General features: G+C 71.9%; 9 protein-coding genes. 8 read left to right on the top strand and 1 reads right to left on the bottom strand.

What is annotated here, in order from left to right; all coding sequences use genetic code 11:
- Positions 1–145: 145 nt before the first annotated feature.
- The 8 genes from WBG99_RS09930 (at position 146) to WBG99_RS09965 (ending at position 12,687) form a co-directional block, all read left to right on the top strand.
- Complete coding sequence (locus WBG99_RS09930) at positions 146–2,023, top strand: ABC transporter ATP-binding protein (protein WP_338895975.1); 1,878 nt, start codon at positions 146–148, stop codon at positions 2,021–2,023.
- Positions 2,020–3,921 carry an ABC transporter ATP-binding protein gene (locus WBG99_RS09935; RefSeq protein ID WP_338895976.1) on the top strand — a complete coding sequence of 634 codons (1,902 nt, stop codon included), beginning with the start codon at positions 2,020–2,022 and terminating at the stop codon, positions 3,919–3,921. Before WBG99_RS09930 ends, WBG99_RS09935 begins: the two co-directional genes overlap by 4 nt.
- 111 nt (positions 3,922–4,032) lie before the next feature.
- On the top strand, positions 4,033–5,772 hold the full coding sequence (locus WBG99_RS09940) for an ABC transporter ATP-binding protein (protein WP_338895977.1): 1,740 nt from the start codon (positions 4,033–4,035) through the stop codon (positions 5,770–5,772).
- Positions 5,769–7,541: an ABC transporter ATP-binding protein gene (locus WBG99_RS09945; RefSeq protein ID WP_338895978.1), complete on the top strand. Its 1,773-nt coding sequence runs from the start codon at positions 5,769–5,771 to the stop codon at positions 7,539–7,541. Before WBG99_RS09940 ends, WBG99_RS09945 begins: the two co-directional genes overlap by 4 nt.
- Before the next feature lie 62 nt (positions 7,542–7,603).
- Positions 7,604–7,837, top strand: coding sequence for a hypothetical protein (locus WBG99_RS09950; protein WP_338895979.1), 234 nt, complete (start codon positions 7,604–7,606; stop codon positions 7,835–7,837).
- Positions 7,838–8,130: 293 nt separating this feature from the next.
- Positions 8,131–10,200, top strand: coding sequence for a M4 family metallopeptidase (locus WBG99_RS09955; protein ID WP_338895980.1), 2,070 nt, complete (start codon positions 8,131–8,133; stop codon positions 10,198–10,200).
- Between the two features lie 211 nt (positions 10,201–10,411).
- On the top strand, positions 10,412–12,073 hold the full coding sequence (locus WBG99_RS09960; RefSeq protein WP_338895981.1) for a M4 family metallopeptidase: 1,662 nt from the start codon (positions 10,412–10,414) through the stop codon (positions 12,071–12,073).
- Between the two features lie 80 nt (positions 12,074–12,153).
- Positions 12,154–12,687, top strand: a complete 534-nt coding sequence (locus WBG99_RS09965; RefSeq protein WP_338895982.1) for a DUF1990 domain-containing protein — start codon at positions 12,154–12,156, stop codon at positions 12,685–12,687.
- A gap of 174 nt (positions 12,688–12,861) precedes the next feature.
- Here WBG99_RS09965 and WBG99_RS09970 read toward each other — a convergent pair whose 3' ends face one another.
- Complete coding sequence (locus tag WBG99_RS09970) at positions 12,862–15,492, bottom strand: glycosyltransferase family 1 protein (RefSeq protein ID WP_338895983.1); 2,631 nt, start codon at positions 15,490–15,492, stop codon at positions 12,862–12,864.
- Between the last annotated feature and the right edge of the window lie 394 nt (positions 15,493–15,886).

Here is a 15,886-nt window from a genome sequence, read left to right on the forward strand (position 1 = left end):
GCGATGCCCGGCGACCGGGCCGGGACCGGCGCCCCGGACCCGGCGTGCCGGTGCGGCCCCGCGCAGGTCGTAGGACTGACGACCGATCGCGGTCCGGCCAAAACTCGGTGGGCGTTGTCAGTGGCGGTCCGTAGGCTCGCTGCTGATGGCCACGACACGTGCAACCGCCGAGGAACCCGAACAGACGCAGGAACCCGCAAAGGCCGCGGGGGCCGAGAAGGCCGAGGGGCCGGAGAACGCCGAAGGGCGGTCCACCGTGCACACGCTGCTGCGGCTGTGGCCGTATGTGCGGCCCGTGCGGGTGCGGCTGTCCGTCGCCGCGTTCGTCGCGGTCATCGCCTCGTGCGTGGGCCTCGTCATACCGCTCGTCCTGAAGTGGATGGTGGACGGACCGGTCGCCGACCGGGACCCGGCGGGCGTCTGGCTCGGTGCGCTCTACCTGCTGCTGCTCGGCCTCACCGAGGCGCTGCTGTTCGGGTTGCGGCGCTGGCTCGTGGCGCGGCCCCTTGCCGGGGTCGAGGCGTCGATGCGCGCGGACCTCTACCGGCATCTGCAACGGCTGCCGCTCGCCTTCCACGATCGCTGGGCCTCCGGGCAGTTACTCTCGCGCGGCACGACCGATCTGATGCTGCTGCGGATGTTCCTGGCCTTCCCGCTGACGTTCCTGCTGGTCAACTCGGTGACCATCGTCGTGGGCGTCATCATCATGCTGGTCCAGGACTGGACCCTCGGGCTCGTCATCCTCGGCCCCGTCGTCCCCGTGATCGTCACCTGCGTCCTCTTCGAGAGGAAGTACGCCGCGGTCGCGCGCCTCGCGCAGGACCAGGTCGGCGACCTGACCACGGTCGTCGAGGAGAGCGTCCTCGGGATCCGCGTCATCAAGGGGTTCGGACGGCACCGCAGCCAGGCCCGCGCCTTCCGTGACCTGTCCCGCACCCTGCGCGGCACCGAGTTGCGCAAGGCCCGCCTGCTGTCGGCGATCTGGGGCGTCATCATCACCCTCCCCGAACTGGCCATCGGTGCGGCCCTCGTCCTCGGCGTCGTCCAGGTCGCGGACGGGGTGCTGTCGGCGGGCACGCTGGTCGCCTTCCTGTCGACCGCCCTCGCGCTGCGCTGGCCCGTCGACTCGATCGGCTTCCTGCTGGCGATGAGCCAGGAGGCGGCGACGGCGACGGAACGGTACTTCGAGGTGATGGACGAGGAGCCGGAGTCCGGCGGAGCCAAGGGGTCCAGCGGCCCGGCGGTACGACTGCCCGCGGCTGGGACGGATCACGAGACCGGCGGCCTGCGGTTCCACGACGTCACGTTCCGCTACCCCGACGCCGCCCCCGGTACCATCCCCGCCCTCGACCGCATCGACCTGCACATCCGCCCCGGCGAGTCCATGGCCCTGGTCGGCGCCACCGGCTCCGGCAAGACCACCCTCACCGCACTCGTCCCCCGCCTCCACGAGGTCACGTCGGGCCGCATCACGCTGGACGGTCACGACATCACCGAGATGCCCCGGGAATCGCTGCGCGCCCTGGTGGCCGTGGCCTTCGAGGAACCCACCCTCTTCTCCGCGAGCATCGGCGAGAACGTCCTCATGGGCGCCCACCCGAACGCGGGCGAGCCGGAACTGGACCGCGCCCTGGCCATCGCCCAGGCGGAGTTCGCGCACGCCCTCCCCGACGGCACGGCCACCCAGGTCGGCGAGCAGGGCCTCAGCCTGTCCGGCGGCCAACGGCAGCGGCTGGCGCTGGCGCGGGCGGTGGTCGGCCACCCCCGCTTCCTCGTGCTGGACGATCCGCTGTCGGCACTGGACGTGCACACGGAGGCCGCGGTGGAGGCCGCGCTGCGCCGCGTGCTCGCGGAGACGACCGCGATGATCGTGGCGCACCGCCCGTCGACGGTCCTGCTCGCCGACCGCGTGGCCCTGCTCTCCGGCGGCCGTATCGCCGCGGTGGGCACCCATCACGAACTGCTGCGCACGAACGCGGAGTACGCCCATCTGATGTCCGGGACCGAGGGGGACGAGCGATGACGGCGCCCACGACCGCCGCGCCGAACAGGGAACCGAACGAGGAGCCGGACAAGGAATCGGCCAAGGACCCGGGCAGCGGGCAGCCCCTCGCGCGGCGGGCCTCCGCCGACCACCCGTTCGACCACGACGACCTCCCCACTCCCCCGGGCGCCACCCTCGCGCTGCTGCGCTCCCTGCTCGCGCCGATGAAGGCCCGGGTGGTCATGGCGAGTGTGCTGCTCCTGCTCCAGCAGGCGGCGGTGCAGGCGGGCCCGCTGCTGGTGGCGTACGCCATCGACACCGCCGTACCGGCGCTCAGGGACGGCCGGAACGGACCGCTGACCACGGTGGCGGTCGGGTATCTGCTGTGCGCGCTGGCCGCCGGCGGTCTGCAGTACGCGTTCATCGGGGCGTCCGCGCGCGTGAACCAGGACGTGCTGCTGGATCTGCGGGGCCGGATCTTCCGGCACGCGCAGGCGCTGAGCCTCGACTTCCACGAGCGGTACACCTCGGGCCGGCTCATCTCCCGGTCCACCACGGACGTCGAGTCGCTGCGCGAACTGCTCGACGAGGGGCTGCAGGAACTCATCGGGGTGATCGTCGCCTTCGTGTACATCTCGGCGATGCTGCTCTGGCTGGACCTGGGGCTGGGCGCGGCGGCGGTGGCGTCGTTCGTGCCGCTGTACGGGTTCGTACGGATGTACCGGCGGCGCGCGGCGAGCGTCTACACGGCCCGGTCGACGGCGATCGCCGCGGTGATCGTGAAGTTCGCGGAAACGATGAACGGCATCCGCCCGGTGCGGGCGTTCCGCCGGGAGGCCGCGAACGACACGGGGTTCCGTGCCCTGAACCGGCGCCACGAGCGCAGGAACGGTGACGCCATCCTGGAGATGGCCCGCTATGTGGTCTGCTCCCGTGTGGTCGCCAACATCACGGTCGCGGCGATCGTGCTGTGGGGCGCCTACCGGGTGGCGTCGGAGTCGCTCGCGCTGGGTGTGCTGGCGGCGTCGGTGCTGTATCTGCGGCGGTTGTACGACCCGATCGACCGCCTCGGAATGTTCCTCAACTCGTACCAGTCGGCGGCGGCCTCCCTGGAGAAGATCGCGGGGTTGCTGGCCCAGACCCCCTCGGTCCCCGAGCCGCGCGAGCCGCGGGAACTGCCGGCCCCGGCATCCGAACTCCCTGGCCGCGAGGTGGTGTTCGAGGACGTACGGTTCGCGTACCGAACCGGCGGCGAGGTCCTGCCCCGCTTCGGCCTCACGCTCGCCGCGGGCAGCACGGTGGCGGTGGTCGGCTCCACCGGCGCCGGCAAGTCGACCCTCGCCAAGCTGGTGGCCCGCTTCTACGACCCCTCGTCCGGGCGGGTCCTCCTCGACGGCGTCGACCTGCGCGACCTCTCGGTGCGCGAGCTGCGGCGCGGGATCGTCATGGTGACCCAGGAGTCGTTCCTGTTCTCCGGCACGGTCGCCGAGAACATCGCGATCGGCCGCCCCGAAGCGACCCGCGCGGACGTCGAGCGGGCAGCCAAGGCCATCGGCGCCCATGACTTCATCAGCGCCCTGCCCGACGGCTACGACACCGACGTACGCAAGCGCGGTGGCCGCATCTCCGCGGGACAGCGCCAACTCGTCGCGTTCGCCCGTGCGTTGCTCGCCGACCCGGCCGTCCTCATCCTGGACGAGGCGACCAGTTCCCTCGACGTCCCCGGGGAACGGGCCGTCCAGCGCGCGATGTCCACGGTCCTGCAGGGCCGCACGGCCGTGGTGATCGCCCACCGCCTCTCCACGGTCGGGATCGCCGACCGGGTGCTGGTGATGGAGCACGGCCGGATCGTCGAGGACGGCAGCCCGGCGGAGCTGATCGCGGGGAGGGGCCGCTTCGCGGACCTGCACCGGGCGTGGCGGGACAGCCTGGCGTAGCGCCTCGTCAGGGGCACGTATCGCCATGCGGCTCCGCCGCGTGGGCGCGGCCGGTCCCGCCCTGCCGCGCGAGCCGCGACATTGACGATCCCACACGAGAATCGGGGGCTGATGATCGACGCGTACGAGGACCCCGGCACACCCGACTGCCGGGGCGGCGCCCGGTACCTGTGGTGGCTGGTCCGCATGCAGGCGGGCCGGTCCGCGCTCGGCTCGCTGATCTCCTGCGTATGGATGGTGCTGCTCGCGGCGACCCCGTATCTGCTCTCCCGGGCGATCGACGAGGGCCTGGAGCCCGGTGACCAGCGGGCGCTGGCCGGTTGGACGGCCGCGCTGTTCGGGGTCGGCGCCTTCAACGCGTGGCTGAGCATCATGCGGCACCGCACGATGACCCGTGTGCGGATGGACGCCAACTTCCGCACGGTGAAGGCCGTGATGGCGCACGCGGTCCGGCTCGGAGCGGCCCTGCCGCGCCGCGTCGGCGCCGGGGAGGTCGTCACGATCGGGGTGGGCGACGTCAACACGATCTCCTCGTCGCTGACGGTCATCGGGCCGGGCGTCGGCGCGCTCGCCGCGTATCTGGTGGTCGCCGGGCTGCTGGTGTCGATCTCGCTGCCGATCGCGGCGGTCGTCCTGCTGGGGATGCCGCTGATGGCCGTCCTCGTGGGGCCGTTGCTGCTGCGGCTGCAGGGCACGGAGACGGAGTACCGCGAGCGGCAGGGCGTGCTGACCGCGCGGATCGCGGACCTCGCGGGCGGGCTGCGCGTCCTCAACGGCCTCGGCGGCAAGGGTCTGGTCGCCGACGCGTTCCGCCGGGACTCGCAGCGGCTGCGCGCGCAGGGGTACCGGGTGGGAGCGGTGACGAGCTGGACTCAGGCGCTCGGGGTGGGGCTGCCGACGCTGTTCCTCGCGGTGGTGACCTGGCTGGCGGCCCGGCTCGCCGCCCAAGGGGCCATCACGGTGGGCGAGTTGGTGTCGGTGTACGGGTATGTCACCGTACTGGTGCGGCCGGTGTCGTACTTCGTCGACTGGGGGTACGAGCTGAGTCGCGGGGTGGTGGCCGCGCGGCGCGTCATCCGGTTCCTGGCCCTGGAGCCGCTGCCGGACCACGGCACCGTGGACGCCCCCGCCGAGCCGTCCGCGCTGCACGACCCGGAGTCGGGCGTACGGGTGCCGCCCGGGCGGCTGGCCGCGCTGGCCGCCGAACGGCCGGCCGAGGCCACGGCCGTCGTGGACCGGCTCGGCCGGTACGCGCCGACGGCGGTGACCTGGGACGGGACCCCGTTGGACGAGATCCCGTTGGCGCAGGTCCGCGCGCGGATCCTGGTCGCCGACCACGAGGCCCACCTGTTCGCGGGACGGCTGCGCGACCTGCTCGGCGGTCACGGCGACGTCGACGACGCGAAGGCCGCGCGGGCCCTGCACGCGGCGGTGGCCGAGGACATCGTGCAGAGCCTGGCGGACGGCCTCGACTCGCCGGTCGAGGCACAGGGCCGCAACCTCTCCGGGGGCCAGCGGCAGCGCGTACGGCTGGCCCGGGCCCTGGTGGCCGACCCCGAGATCCTGCTCGCCGTCGAGCCCACCTCGGCGCTCGACGCCCACACCGAGGCGCGCGTCGCCCAGCGGCTGCGGGCCGCCCGCGAGGGCCGTACGACCCTCGTCACCACCACCTCGCCCCTCGTCCTCGACCACGCGGACACCGTCCTCCACCTGGTCGACGGCAAGGTCGCCGCCACCGGCACCCACCGAGAACTCCTCGCGCGCGAGCCGCGGTACCGGGCGCTGGTGGCACGGGACGCGGGCGAGGAAGAGGACACGGACGAGACCGCGGTCGAGGAGGTCGCACGGTGACCACGCAACCCACCTCCCACCTCTCGGGCCGGCTGCCCGTCGCCGAGCCGGCCGCCGTGCGGAGGGCCACCGTACGGCTGGTGCGGGCCGACGGGCGGGCGTTCCTCGCCGTGTTGGGGCTGAACGCGGCGGCTGCCGCGATGGGTCTGGCCGGGCCGTGGCTACTCGGGCGGATCATCGACGAGGTGCGCGGCGGGGGTGGCGTCGGGGTGGTGGACCGGCTGGCGGCGGCGATCGTGCTGTGCGCGGTGGCGCAGTTGCTGCTGGCGCGCTGGGCCCGGTTCGTGGGGCACCGGTTCGGGGAGCGGACGCTGGCGCGGGTGCGGGAGGAGTTCGTGGACCGGACGCTGGCGCTGCCCGCGTCGGTCGTGGAGCGGGCCGGGACCGGCGATCTGACGGCGCGCGGCACGGCCGACGTGGACGCCGTCGGCAGGACGCTGCGCGATGTCGGCCCGGAGCTGCTCATCAGCTCGATGCAGGCGTTGTTCCTGATCGGGGCGGTGTTCGCGCTGGATCCGCTGCTCGGCGTGTGCGCGCTGTCCGGCCTGGCCGGCATCGGGGTGGTGCTGCGCTGGTATCTGCGCCGGGCGCGCACCGGTTATCTCGCGGAGGGCGCGGCCAATTCCGAGGTCGCGGAGATCGTCGCGGCGACGGCGTCCGGCGCCCGTACGGTGGAGGCGCTGCGGCTGGAGCGGCGGCGGATCACCGCGAGCCGGGACGCGCTGGAGGCATCCCGGCGACGGCGGTTCCACACCCTGTTCCTGCGCACGGTGTTCTTCCCGGGCGTGGAGATCTCCTACTTCGTGCCCCAGGCGCTGGTCCTGCTGCTCGGCGGGGTGCTGCTGGCGCGCGGCTCGGTCAGCCTGGGCGCGGTGGTGTCGGCGGCCCTGTATCTGCAGCAGCTCAGCGGTCCGCTGGACGAGATCCTGATGCGGGTGGAACTGCTGCAGAGCAGCGGCGCCTCGTTCGCGAGGGTGGAGGGCCTGGCCGGGGCCCCGCGGCCGTCTCGCGCCGACTCCCCGGAACCGGCGGACGACCGCATCGACGTGACCGGTGTCCGCTACGCCTACGACCGGGGCGGCGAGGTGCTGCGGGGTGTGGACCTGACCGTGCGGCCGGGCGAACGCCTCGCGGTGGTGGGCCCGTCCGGCGCGGGCAAGACCACTCTCAGCCGCCTCCTGGCCGGCATCGACGCGCCGACGGCGGGCACGGTGACCGTCGGCGGCGTCCCCGTCGGCGGCCTCGGCCCCGAACGCCTGCGCCGCCAGGTCGTCCTCGTCACCCAGGAGCACCACGTGTTCCTGGGAACGGTCCGCGACAATCTCCTGATCGCCGAACCCGGCGCCTCGGACGAGGAGTTGTGGACCGCCCTGGCGGCGGTGGGCGCCGACACCTGGGTGCGTGAGCTCCCGGACGGCCTGGACACCCGCCTCGGCGAGGGCGGTCGCCGCACGGACGGCCCTCAGGCCCAGCAGCTCGCGCTCGCCCGCGTCGTCCTCGCCGACCCCCACACCCTCATCCTCGACGAGGCCACCGCCCTGCTCGACCCCACCACCGCCCGCCACACCGAACGCGCCCTCGCCGCCGTCCTCCACGGCCGCACCGTCATCGCCATCGCCCACCGCCTCCACACGGCCCATGACGCCGACCGCGTCGCCGTCATGGAGAACGGCCGGCTCACCGAACTCGGCACGCACGAGGAACTGGTGGCGGCGGGCGGGGCGTACGCGGCGTTGTGGGAGAGGTGGCACGGGGAGGGGGTGGCCTGACGGGCGCGCGGCACCGTACGAGAATGCCGAACACCCCTGCCAGAACAAGGAGTTCCCGTCCCATGATGCCGCCGATGTGTGTCGTCTGCCCTCCCGCCCCGTACAGCCGCAGGCCATTCGAGGAGTTCACCCTGGTGCACTTCCGCGAGACCCGCACGTACGACGAGGACTGGGTCGGTCACCCGGAGAACGCCGTCTGGTTCTGCGCCGACCACGCACCCCTCGTCGAGGGGCTGACCGGCCTGACGGCCGACGAGGCGCTTGAGCGGATCGGGCAGCGGACGACGCGGAGCTGATCAGACGCCTTCGCCAGGACGCGTTACACGGTCCGTGTATCGAACATGACTCACCGGACAACGGAGCGTTTCCGGCCAACTTATTGACGCGCTCCTGACAGGACCCACGGTCTCCTGCAAATCTGCCCACAACCGCGACACAGCAACCTCACAGCTAGGTCCCGCCGTGCCGTGAAGCACTCCCCACGCATGTGGTTTTCGCGTTCACCAGTCACACCTTGTTCTGCCCGGGCGGTCACCAGCCTTCCGGTCTCCCCTGGCCGCGCGAACCCGCGGCCGTGCAGAAGGAGTCAGTGTTGAGACGCCAGTCCCACAGACACACCTCCCACACCGGTAACACCTTCGGCCACAGCACCCGGCGACGCGCCGCCGCCGGCGCGCTCGTCGCCGTCACCGCCCTGTTGGCCGCGGCCGTCCAGTCGGGCGCCGCCACCGCCGCCCCGGAGAAGGCACCGTCGGCTGCGGGCAAGGCCGACCCGGGCGCGCTCTCCGTGAAGCTCACCCCCGCCCAGCGGGCCGAGCTGATACGCGAGGCCAACGCGACGAAGGCGGAGACGGCCGGGGAGCTGAACCTCGGCGCGAAGGAGAAGCTCGCCGTCCGTGACGTGGTCAAGGACCGCGACGGCACCGTGCACACGCGGTACGAGCGGACGTACGACGGCCTCCCGGTCCTCGGCGGCGACCTGGTCGTCGAGACCTCGAAGGCGGGCGAGACCGAGGGCATCGTCAAGGCCACCAAGGCGAAGATCGAGGTCCCGTCGCTCACGCCGACCGTCAGCACCGGCAAGGCAGAGAAGCAGGCGCTCGGCGCGGCGAAGGCCGAGGACGCCGAGAACCCGGACGTCAACCGCGCGCCCCGCAAGGTGGTCTGGGCCGCGGGCGGCAAGCCGGTTCTCGCGTACGAGACGGTCGTCGGCGGCTTCCAGCACGACGGCACCCCGCAGGAGCTGCACGTCGTCACCGACGCCACCACCGGCGAGAAGCTGTACGAGTGGGAGGCGATCGCCACCGGCACCGGCCACACGGTGTACAGCGGCGAGGTGACCCTCGGCAGCACGCAGTCCGGTTCGACGTACAACCTCACCGACGGCGCGCGCGGCAACCACCGGACGTACAACCTCAACCGCGGCACCTCCGGCACCGGCACGCTGTTCTCCGGCTCCGACGACGTGTGGGGCAACGGAAGCTCGTCGAACCTGGAGTCTGCCGCCGCCGACGCCCACTACGGCGCGGCGCTGACCTGGGACTACTACAAGAACGTGCACGGCCGCAACGGCATCCGGGGTGACGGCGTCGGCGCCTACTCGCGTGTGCACTACGGCAACAACTTCGTCAACGCCTTCTGGTCCGACGGCTGCTTCTGCATGACCTACGGCGACGGCAGGGGCAACGCCAACCCGCTGACGTCGATCGACGTGGCCGCGCACGAGATGACCCACGGCCTCACCAACAACACCGCGGGCCTCAACTACAGCGGCGAGTCCGGCGGCCTGAACGAGGCGACCTCCGACATCCTCGCCGCGGCGGTCGAGTTCCACGCGGCCAACTCCTCCGACGTCGGTGACTACCTCATCGGCGAGAAGATCGACATCAACGGCGACGGCACCCCGCTGCGCTACATGGACAAGCCGAGCAAGGACGGCTCGTCGAAGGACGCGTGGTACTCGGGCATCGGCTCCGTCGACGTGCACTACTCCTCCGGCCCCGCGAACCACTTCTTCTACCTCCTCTCCGAGGGCAGCGGCGCCAAGACCGTCAACGGCGTCAGCTACGACTCGCCCACCTCGGACGGCCTCCCGGTGACGGGTATCGGCCGCGCCAAGGCGGAGCAGATCTGGTTCAAGGCGCTGACCACGAAGTTCACGTCGACGACCAACTACGCGGGTGCCCGCACCGGCACGCTCGCGGTCGCCGGTGACCTGTACGGCACCACGTCCGCGGAGTACGCGGCCGTGCAGCACGCGTGGGCCGGCGTCAACGTCGGCTCACGGCCCGGTGACGGCGGTGGCGGCGGTACGTCGTTCGAGAACACGGCCGACGTGTCGATTCCGGACAACGGCGCGGCGGTCACCTCGTCGATCACCGTCTCCGGCCGGACCGGCAACGCGCCGTCGAACCTCGCGGTCGCCGTGGACATCGTCCACACCTACGTCGGCGACCTCCAGATCCAGCTGGTCGCCCCCGACGGCACGGCGTACACGCTGAAGGCGTACGGCACCGGCGGCAGCTCGGACAACATCGACACCACCTACACGGTGAACGCCTCCTCCGAAGTCGCCAACGGCGTCTGGCAGTTGAGGGTCCAGGACAACGCGGCCCGGGACACCGGCCACATCAACAGCTGGAAGCTGACGTTCCCCTAGGCCACCCCTCGGGCGGGAACTCCCGGCAAGGCGTCGCCCCGGCGGGTCACCTCCCGCCGGGGCGACGCCGTTCGCTTTCCCGAAACGTTCGCCGGACAGTCGGCTTTCGGCCAACATCACCACCTCCTCCTGACATGCACACGACCTAGGTGTCACTCTTCCCCCACCCACCGCACCAGCACCAGAGCACTCCCCCACATAAGGAGCTTGTGTGACCCCCCTCTACGCGCGTCACAAGCGCACCACGCTGGCCATCGCCACCGCCCTCGCCGCCGGCGCGCTGCTCACCACCGGGCTTACCACCGGTGCCACCGCCCAGCCCGCGCCGGCCGCGGACAAGACCCGGCCGGCCGGTGCCCCGGTCCTGCTGACCCCCTCCGCGCGCACCGCCCTGATCAAGCAGGCGGACTCCGCCGCGACCGGGACGGCCGACGAGATAGGCCTGGGCGCCAAGGAGGAGCTGGTCGTCCGCGACGTCCTCAAGGACGCCGACGGCACGGTCCACACGCGCTACGAGCGCACCTACGGCGGCCTCCCGGTCCTCGGCGGCGATCTGATCGTCCACGAGTCGAAGACCGGTGACGTCAAGAGCGTCACCAAGGCCACGAAGGCCCCCGTCAGGGTCGCCGACCTCACCGCGGACGTCACCAAGGCCAGCGCCGAGAAGCAGGCGCTCAAGGCCGCCAAGGCCGAGGGCTCCACCAGGACCGAGGCCGACAGGGCGCCCCGTAAGGTCGTCTGGGCGGCCGACGGCGAGCCCGCGCTCGCCTACGAGACGGTCGTCGGCGGCTTCCAGCACGACGGCACCCCGCAGGAGCTGCACGTCATCACCGACGCGGAGACCGGCGAGAAGCTGTACGAGTGGGAGGCCATCCAGACCGGTACCGGCCACAGCCAGTACAACGGCCAGGTCACCATCGGCACGACCCCGTCGGGCTCGACGTACAACCTGACCGACGCCTCACGCGGCGGCCACAAGACGTACAACAAGGCCCGCGCCACGTCGTCCTCGGCCGGCACGCTCTTCACCGACGCGAACGACATCTGGGGCACCGGCAGCATCTCCAGCTCCCCGACCGACCAGAACGCCGCCGTGGACGCCCACTACGGCGCCCAGGTCACCTGGGACTTCTACAAGAACGTCCTCGGCCGCAACGGCATCAGGAACAACGGCGTCGCCGCCCACTCCCGCGTCCACTACGGCAACAACTTCGGTAACGCCTTCTGGTCCGACAGCTGCTTCTGCATGACCTACGGCGACGGTGCGGGCAACGTCAAGCCGCTGACCTCCCTCGACGTGGCCGGCCACGAGATGACCCACGGCCTGACCTCCAACACGGCGCGCCTCAACTACTCGGGCGAGTCCGGCGGCCTCAACGAGGCCACCTCCGACATCATCGCCACGGCCGTCGAGTTCTACGCGGCCAACTCCAAGGACCCGGGCGACTACCTCATCGGCGAGAAAATCGACATCCGCGGCAACGGCACCCCGCTGCGCTACATGGACCAGCCGAGCAGGGACGGCAAGTCGGCCGACTACTGGTCGTCGTCGCTGGCCGGCCTGGACGTCCACTACTCGTCGGGCCCGGCGAACCACTTCTTCTACCTCCTCTCCGAGGGCAGCGGTTCGAAGACGATCAACGGCGTGTCGTACAACTCCCCGACGTCGAACGGCTCCACGATCACCGGCATCGGCCGCGACAAGGCCGTCCAGATCTGGTACAAGGCGCTGACCACGTACATGACCTCGACGACCAACTACAAGGGCGCCCGCACGGCGACCCTGAACGCGGCTCGTGACCTCTACGGCTCCGGCAGCACGGAGTACAACGCGGTGAACGCGACGTGGGCGGCGGTCAACGTCACGGCGTGACGTCGCGTCGGCCTGGCCGAGGTGGGTGGGGCGGTACCCGGAGAGAAGGCGACTTCGGGTGCCGCCCTACGCTTTGGCCCATGCCCCATACCGACGGCCCTCCCCCCGAGGGCCCCTTCACCTACGACGCGGTCGGCGCGACCCGCGATGGACACTGCCCGCCCGACTTCCACCCCCTCCACGTCCGCACCCGCATCGGGGAGGGCACGGACGTCTTCGAACGCGCCGCCACCGCGGTCCTCACCTGGGAAATGCACCGCGCGATGGGCGTGGGCATACAGACGGACGCCACCGAAGCCGCCCCGGGTGTCGACGTCACGGTGACACTGGGCGGCGTCATCAAGGCCCCCTGCCGCGTCGTCTGGACCCTCGACGAGCCCCGCCGCAAGGGCTGGGCCTACGGCACCCTGCCGGGCCACCCGGAATGCGGCGAGGAGGCCTTCGTGGTCGACCGCACTGGCGACGGCACGGTATGGCTGACCGTCACGGCCTTCAGCCGGGGCGCCAAGTGGTACGCCCGCGCGGGCGGCGCCGCGACGAGGGGCCTGCAGCACGCGTACGCGCGCCGCTGCGGGGTCGTGTTGCGGAGGTTGGCGGGGGACCCTGAGGAGTGAATAACTTGTGCAACTGGGACGTTCGTTACCTGGTGTCACTGTTCACGTCCAGCTCAGGACCGCACTTCAGGCCTCGACGAACGCACTGAGTCTCGAGCACGGACAGAAGCATGTCGGCGCGGGATTCACGGCCGGGGCGGGGCGGCCGTATCGACCACCCCGCCCCGGCCGGGGCTACCGCATCAACACCCCCGCCCCCTCCCCCATCTCCTCCGGAGGCACCGCCACCAGTCCCAGCTCGGCCGGTGAGACGAGCAGGCGGTGGGCGGGCAGGATGCGGACCGTGTAGCCGAAGGAGCCCGTGCGGTCCAGGGCGAGGGGGCCCTCGTAGAGCCAGCGGCCCTCCTCGTCGGGGCCGCTCGTCGGCTTCAGCGGGCCGTACGTGCCGTCCGTGATGCGGTCCTCCGTGTCCACGCGGCCGGAGACCGCCTGGACCTCGACGTCGTCCGGGGCGAGGTCGCCGAGCGCGACGCGTACTCGGAGCACGAGCGTCGCGCCCAGTTCGGCGGCGGTGCTCTCGGGAGCGGCGGACGTCTCCACGTGGTCCACCTTCACCCGGTGCCACCCGCCCCGCACCCGTGCCTTCCAGTCGGCGGACTCCCGGGCCACGTCCGGGGTCAGCGACCGGTGGGCCCGCGCCGCCGGGGCGTACAGGCGCTCCACGTACTCGCGGACCATGCGGCCGGCCAGCACCTTCGGTCCGAGGTGGGTGAGGGTCTGGCGCACCATCTCGATCCAGCGGTCGGGCAGGCCGCCCTGGCCGCGCTCGTAGAAGCGTGGGGCCACCCGCTGTCCGAGCAGGTCGTACAGGGCCGTCGCCTCCAGCTCGTCCCGGCGGTCGTCGTCGGTCGCCTTACCGTCCGCGGTCGGGATCGCCCAGCCGAAGTCCGGCTGGAACCACTCGTCCCACCAGCCGTCCAGCACCGACAGGTTCAGGCAGCCGTTCAGCGCCGCCTTCATCCCGCTCGTCCCGCACGCCTCCAGCGGTCGCAGCGGGTTGTTGAGCCACACGTCGCAGCCCGGATACAGCTTCCGGGCCATGGCCATGCCGTAGTCCGGCAGGAACACGATCCGGTGGCGGACGCGTGGGTCGTCCGCGAACCGCACCAGCTCCTGGATCAGCCGCTTCCCGCCGTCGTCCGCCGGGTGCGCCTTGCCCGCGACCACGATCTGCGCCGGCCTCTCCGGGTGGAGCAACAGCTCCATGAGCCGGTCGGGGTCGCGCAGCATCAGGGTCAGGCGCTTGTAAGAGGGGACGCGGCGGGCGAAGCCGATGGTCAGGACGTCCGGGTCCAGCACACCGTCGATCCACCCGAGTTCGGCGGTGCCGGCGCCGCGCTGCCGCCAGGAGGCGTACAGGCGTTCCCGTACCTCCGTCACCAGCTGCTCGCGCAGGCCCCGGCGCAGCTCCCAGATGTCCTGGTCGGGGATGTCGGCCACGGCGTCCCAGCGGTCGGAGCCGCCGACCGTCATGGCGTCCTCGGTCCGTTCGGCGCCGATCTGGCGGGCGCCGAGGCGGAAGACCTCCGGGGCCACCCACGTCGGGGCGTGTACACCGTTCGTCACCGAGGTGATCGGGACCTCCTCCGCGTCGAAGCCCGGCCACAGGCCGGAGAACATCTCGCGGCTGACCTGGCCGTGCAGCAGCGAGACGCCGTTCGCGCGCTGCGCCAGCCGCAGCCCCATCACGGCCATGTTGAAGACGTTCGGGTCGCCGCCCCGGTAGGTCTCCATGCCCAGTCCCAGGATGCGGCCCACGTCCATGCGCGGGAGTTCGGCGTGGGGCCCGAAGTGGCGGGCGACCAGCTCCCGGTCGAAGCGGTCGATGCCGGCGGGGACGGGGGTGTGGGTGGTGAAGACCGTGCCGGCCCGGACCGCCTCGAGGCCGGCGTCGAAGTCGAGCCCCTCGTCGCGGAGTTCGGCGATGCGTTCCAGGCCGAGGAAGCCCGCGTGTCCCTCGTTGGTGTGGAAGACCTCCGGCCCGGGGTGGCCGGTGAGCCTGCAGTACATGCGTACGGCCCGGACTCCTCCTATGCCGAGCAGCATCTCCTGGAGGAGGCGGTGTTCGCTGCCGCCGCCGTACAGCCGGTCGGTGACGCCGCGTTCGCCGAGGTCGTTCTCCTCGACGTCCGAGTCGAGCAGCAGCAACGGCACCCGGCCGACCTGGGCCTGCCAGATGCGGGCGTGCAGCCGTCGGCCGCCGGGGAGAGCCAGGTCGACCTGGGCGGGGGTGCCGTCGGCCGCCGCCAGCGGCACCAGGGGCAGCTCGTTCGGGTCGAGCACCGGATAGTGCTCCTGCTGCCAGCCGTCGCGGGACAGGGACTGCCGGAAGTAGCCGTGCCGGTAGAGCAGTCCGACGCCGATCATCGGTACGCCGAGGTCGCTGGCCGCCTTCAGATGGTCGCCGGCGAGGATGCCGAGGCCGCCGGAGTACTGCGGCAGGGCGGCGGTGATGCCGAACTCGGGCGAGAAGTAGGCGACGGCGGCCGGGAGTTCGGACGTCTGTGCCTGCCCCTGGTACCAGCGGTCCCCCGTGGCGTAGTCCCGCAGGTCGTCGGCGACGACGGTCAGGCGGCGCAGAAATCGCCGGTCCTCGGCGAGTTCGGCCAGGCGCCGGGTGGAGACGGAGCCGAGGAGGCGTACGGGGTCACCGCCGGACGCGGCCCAGCGCTCGGGGTCGACCGACTGGAAGAGGTCACGGGTCTCCGCGTGCCAGGACCAGCGCAGATTGCGCGCCAGTTCGCTGAGCGGATGCAGGGCTTCGGGAAGGACGGGTCGGACGGTGAATCTGCGGATGGCCTTCACAGAGGGTTCCACCTTCACGCCAGGACGTACGGGCCGGGGGACGCACTGCTGCCGTGCGCCCGTTCGTCACCCCCGACGGTAGGGAGCGGCGCGGGGGTCCGGCAACTGCGGCGCGTCCCTCGGTACGCAATTACGGCGCATCCGTACCCCGGCCGCCCTGCGGGGCAGTCCCCTTCGGCGGGTTCAGTCCTGAATTCGCCGCAAGCCAGCCGCAACCTTCCCATGTACCCCACGGGGGATATGGCCGATTCCGCCCCTCTGTGCGACCTTGTGGCGCTTCACGCCTCGCGAGAGGCTGCCCAGTGGCGCACCGGCCGTCCTCGGCCGAATCCGGTGGATTCCGGCAGCCCGCCACGGCCGGCTCCCGCTGAACCGCGGTGCCGGTGCGCCGGGT

It is taken from the genome of Streptomyces sp. TG1A-60 (genome assembly GCF_037201975.1).
GTDB lineage: Bacteria > Actinomycetota > Actinomycetes > Streptomycetales > Streptomycetaceae > Streptomyces.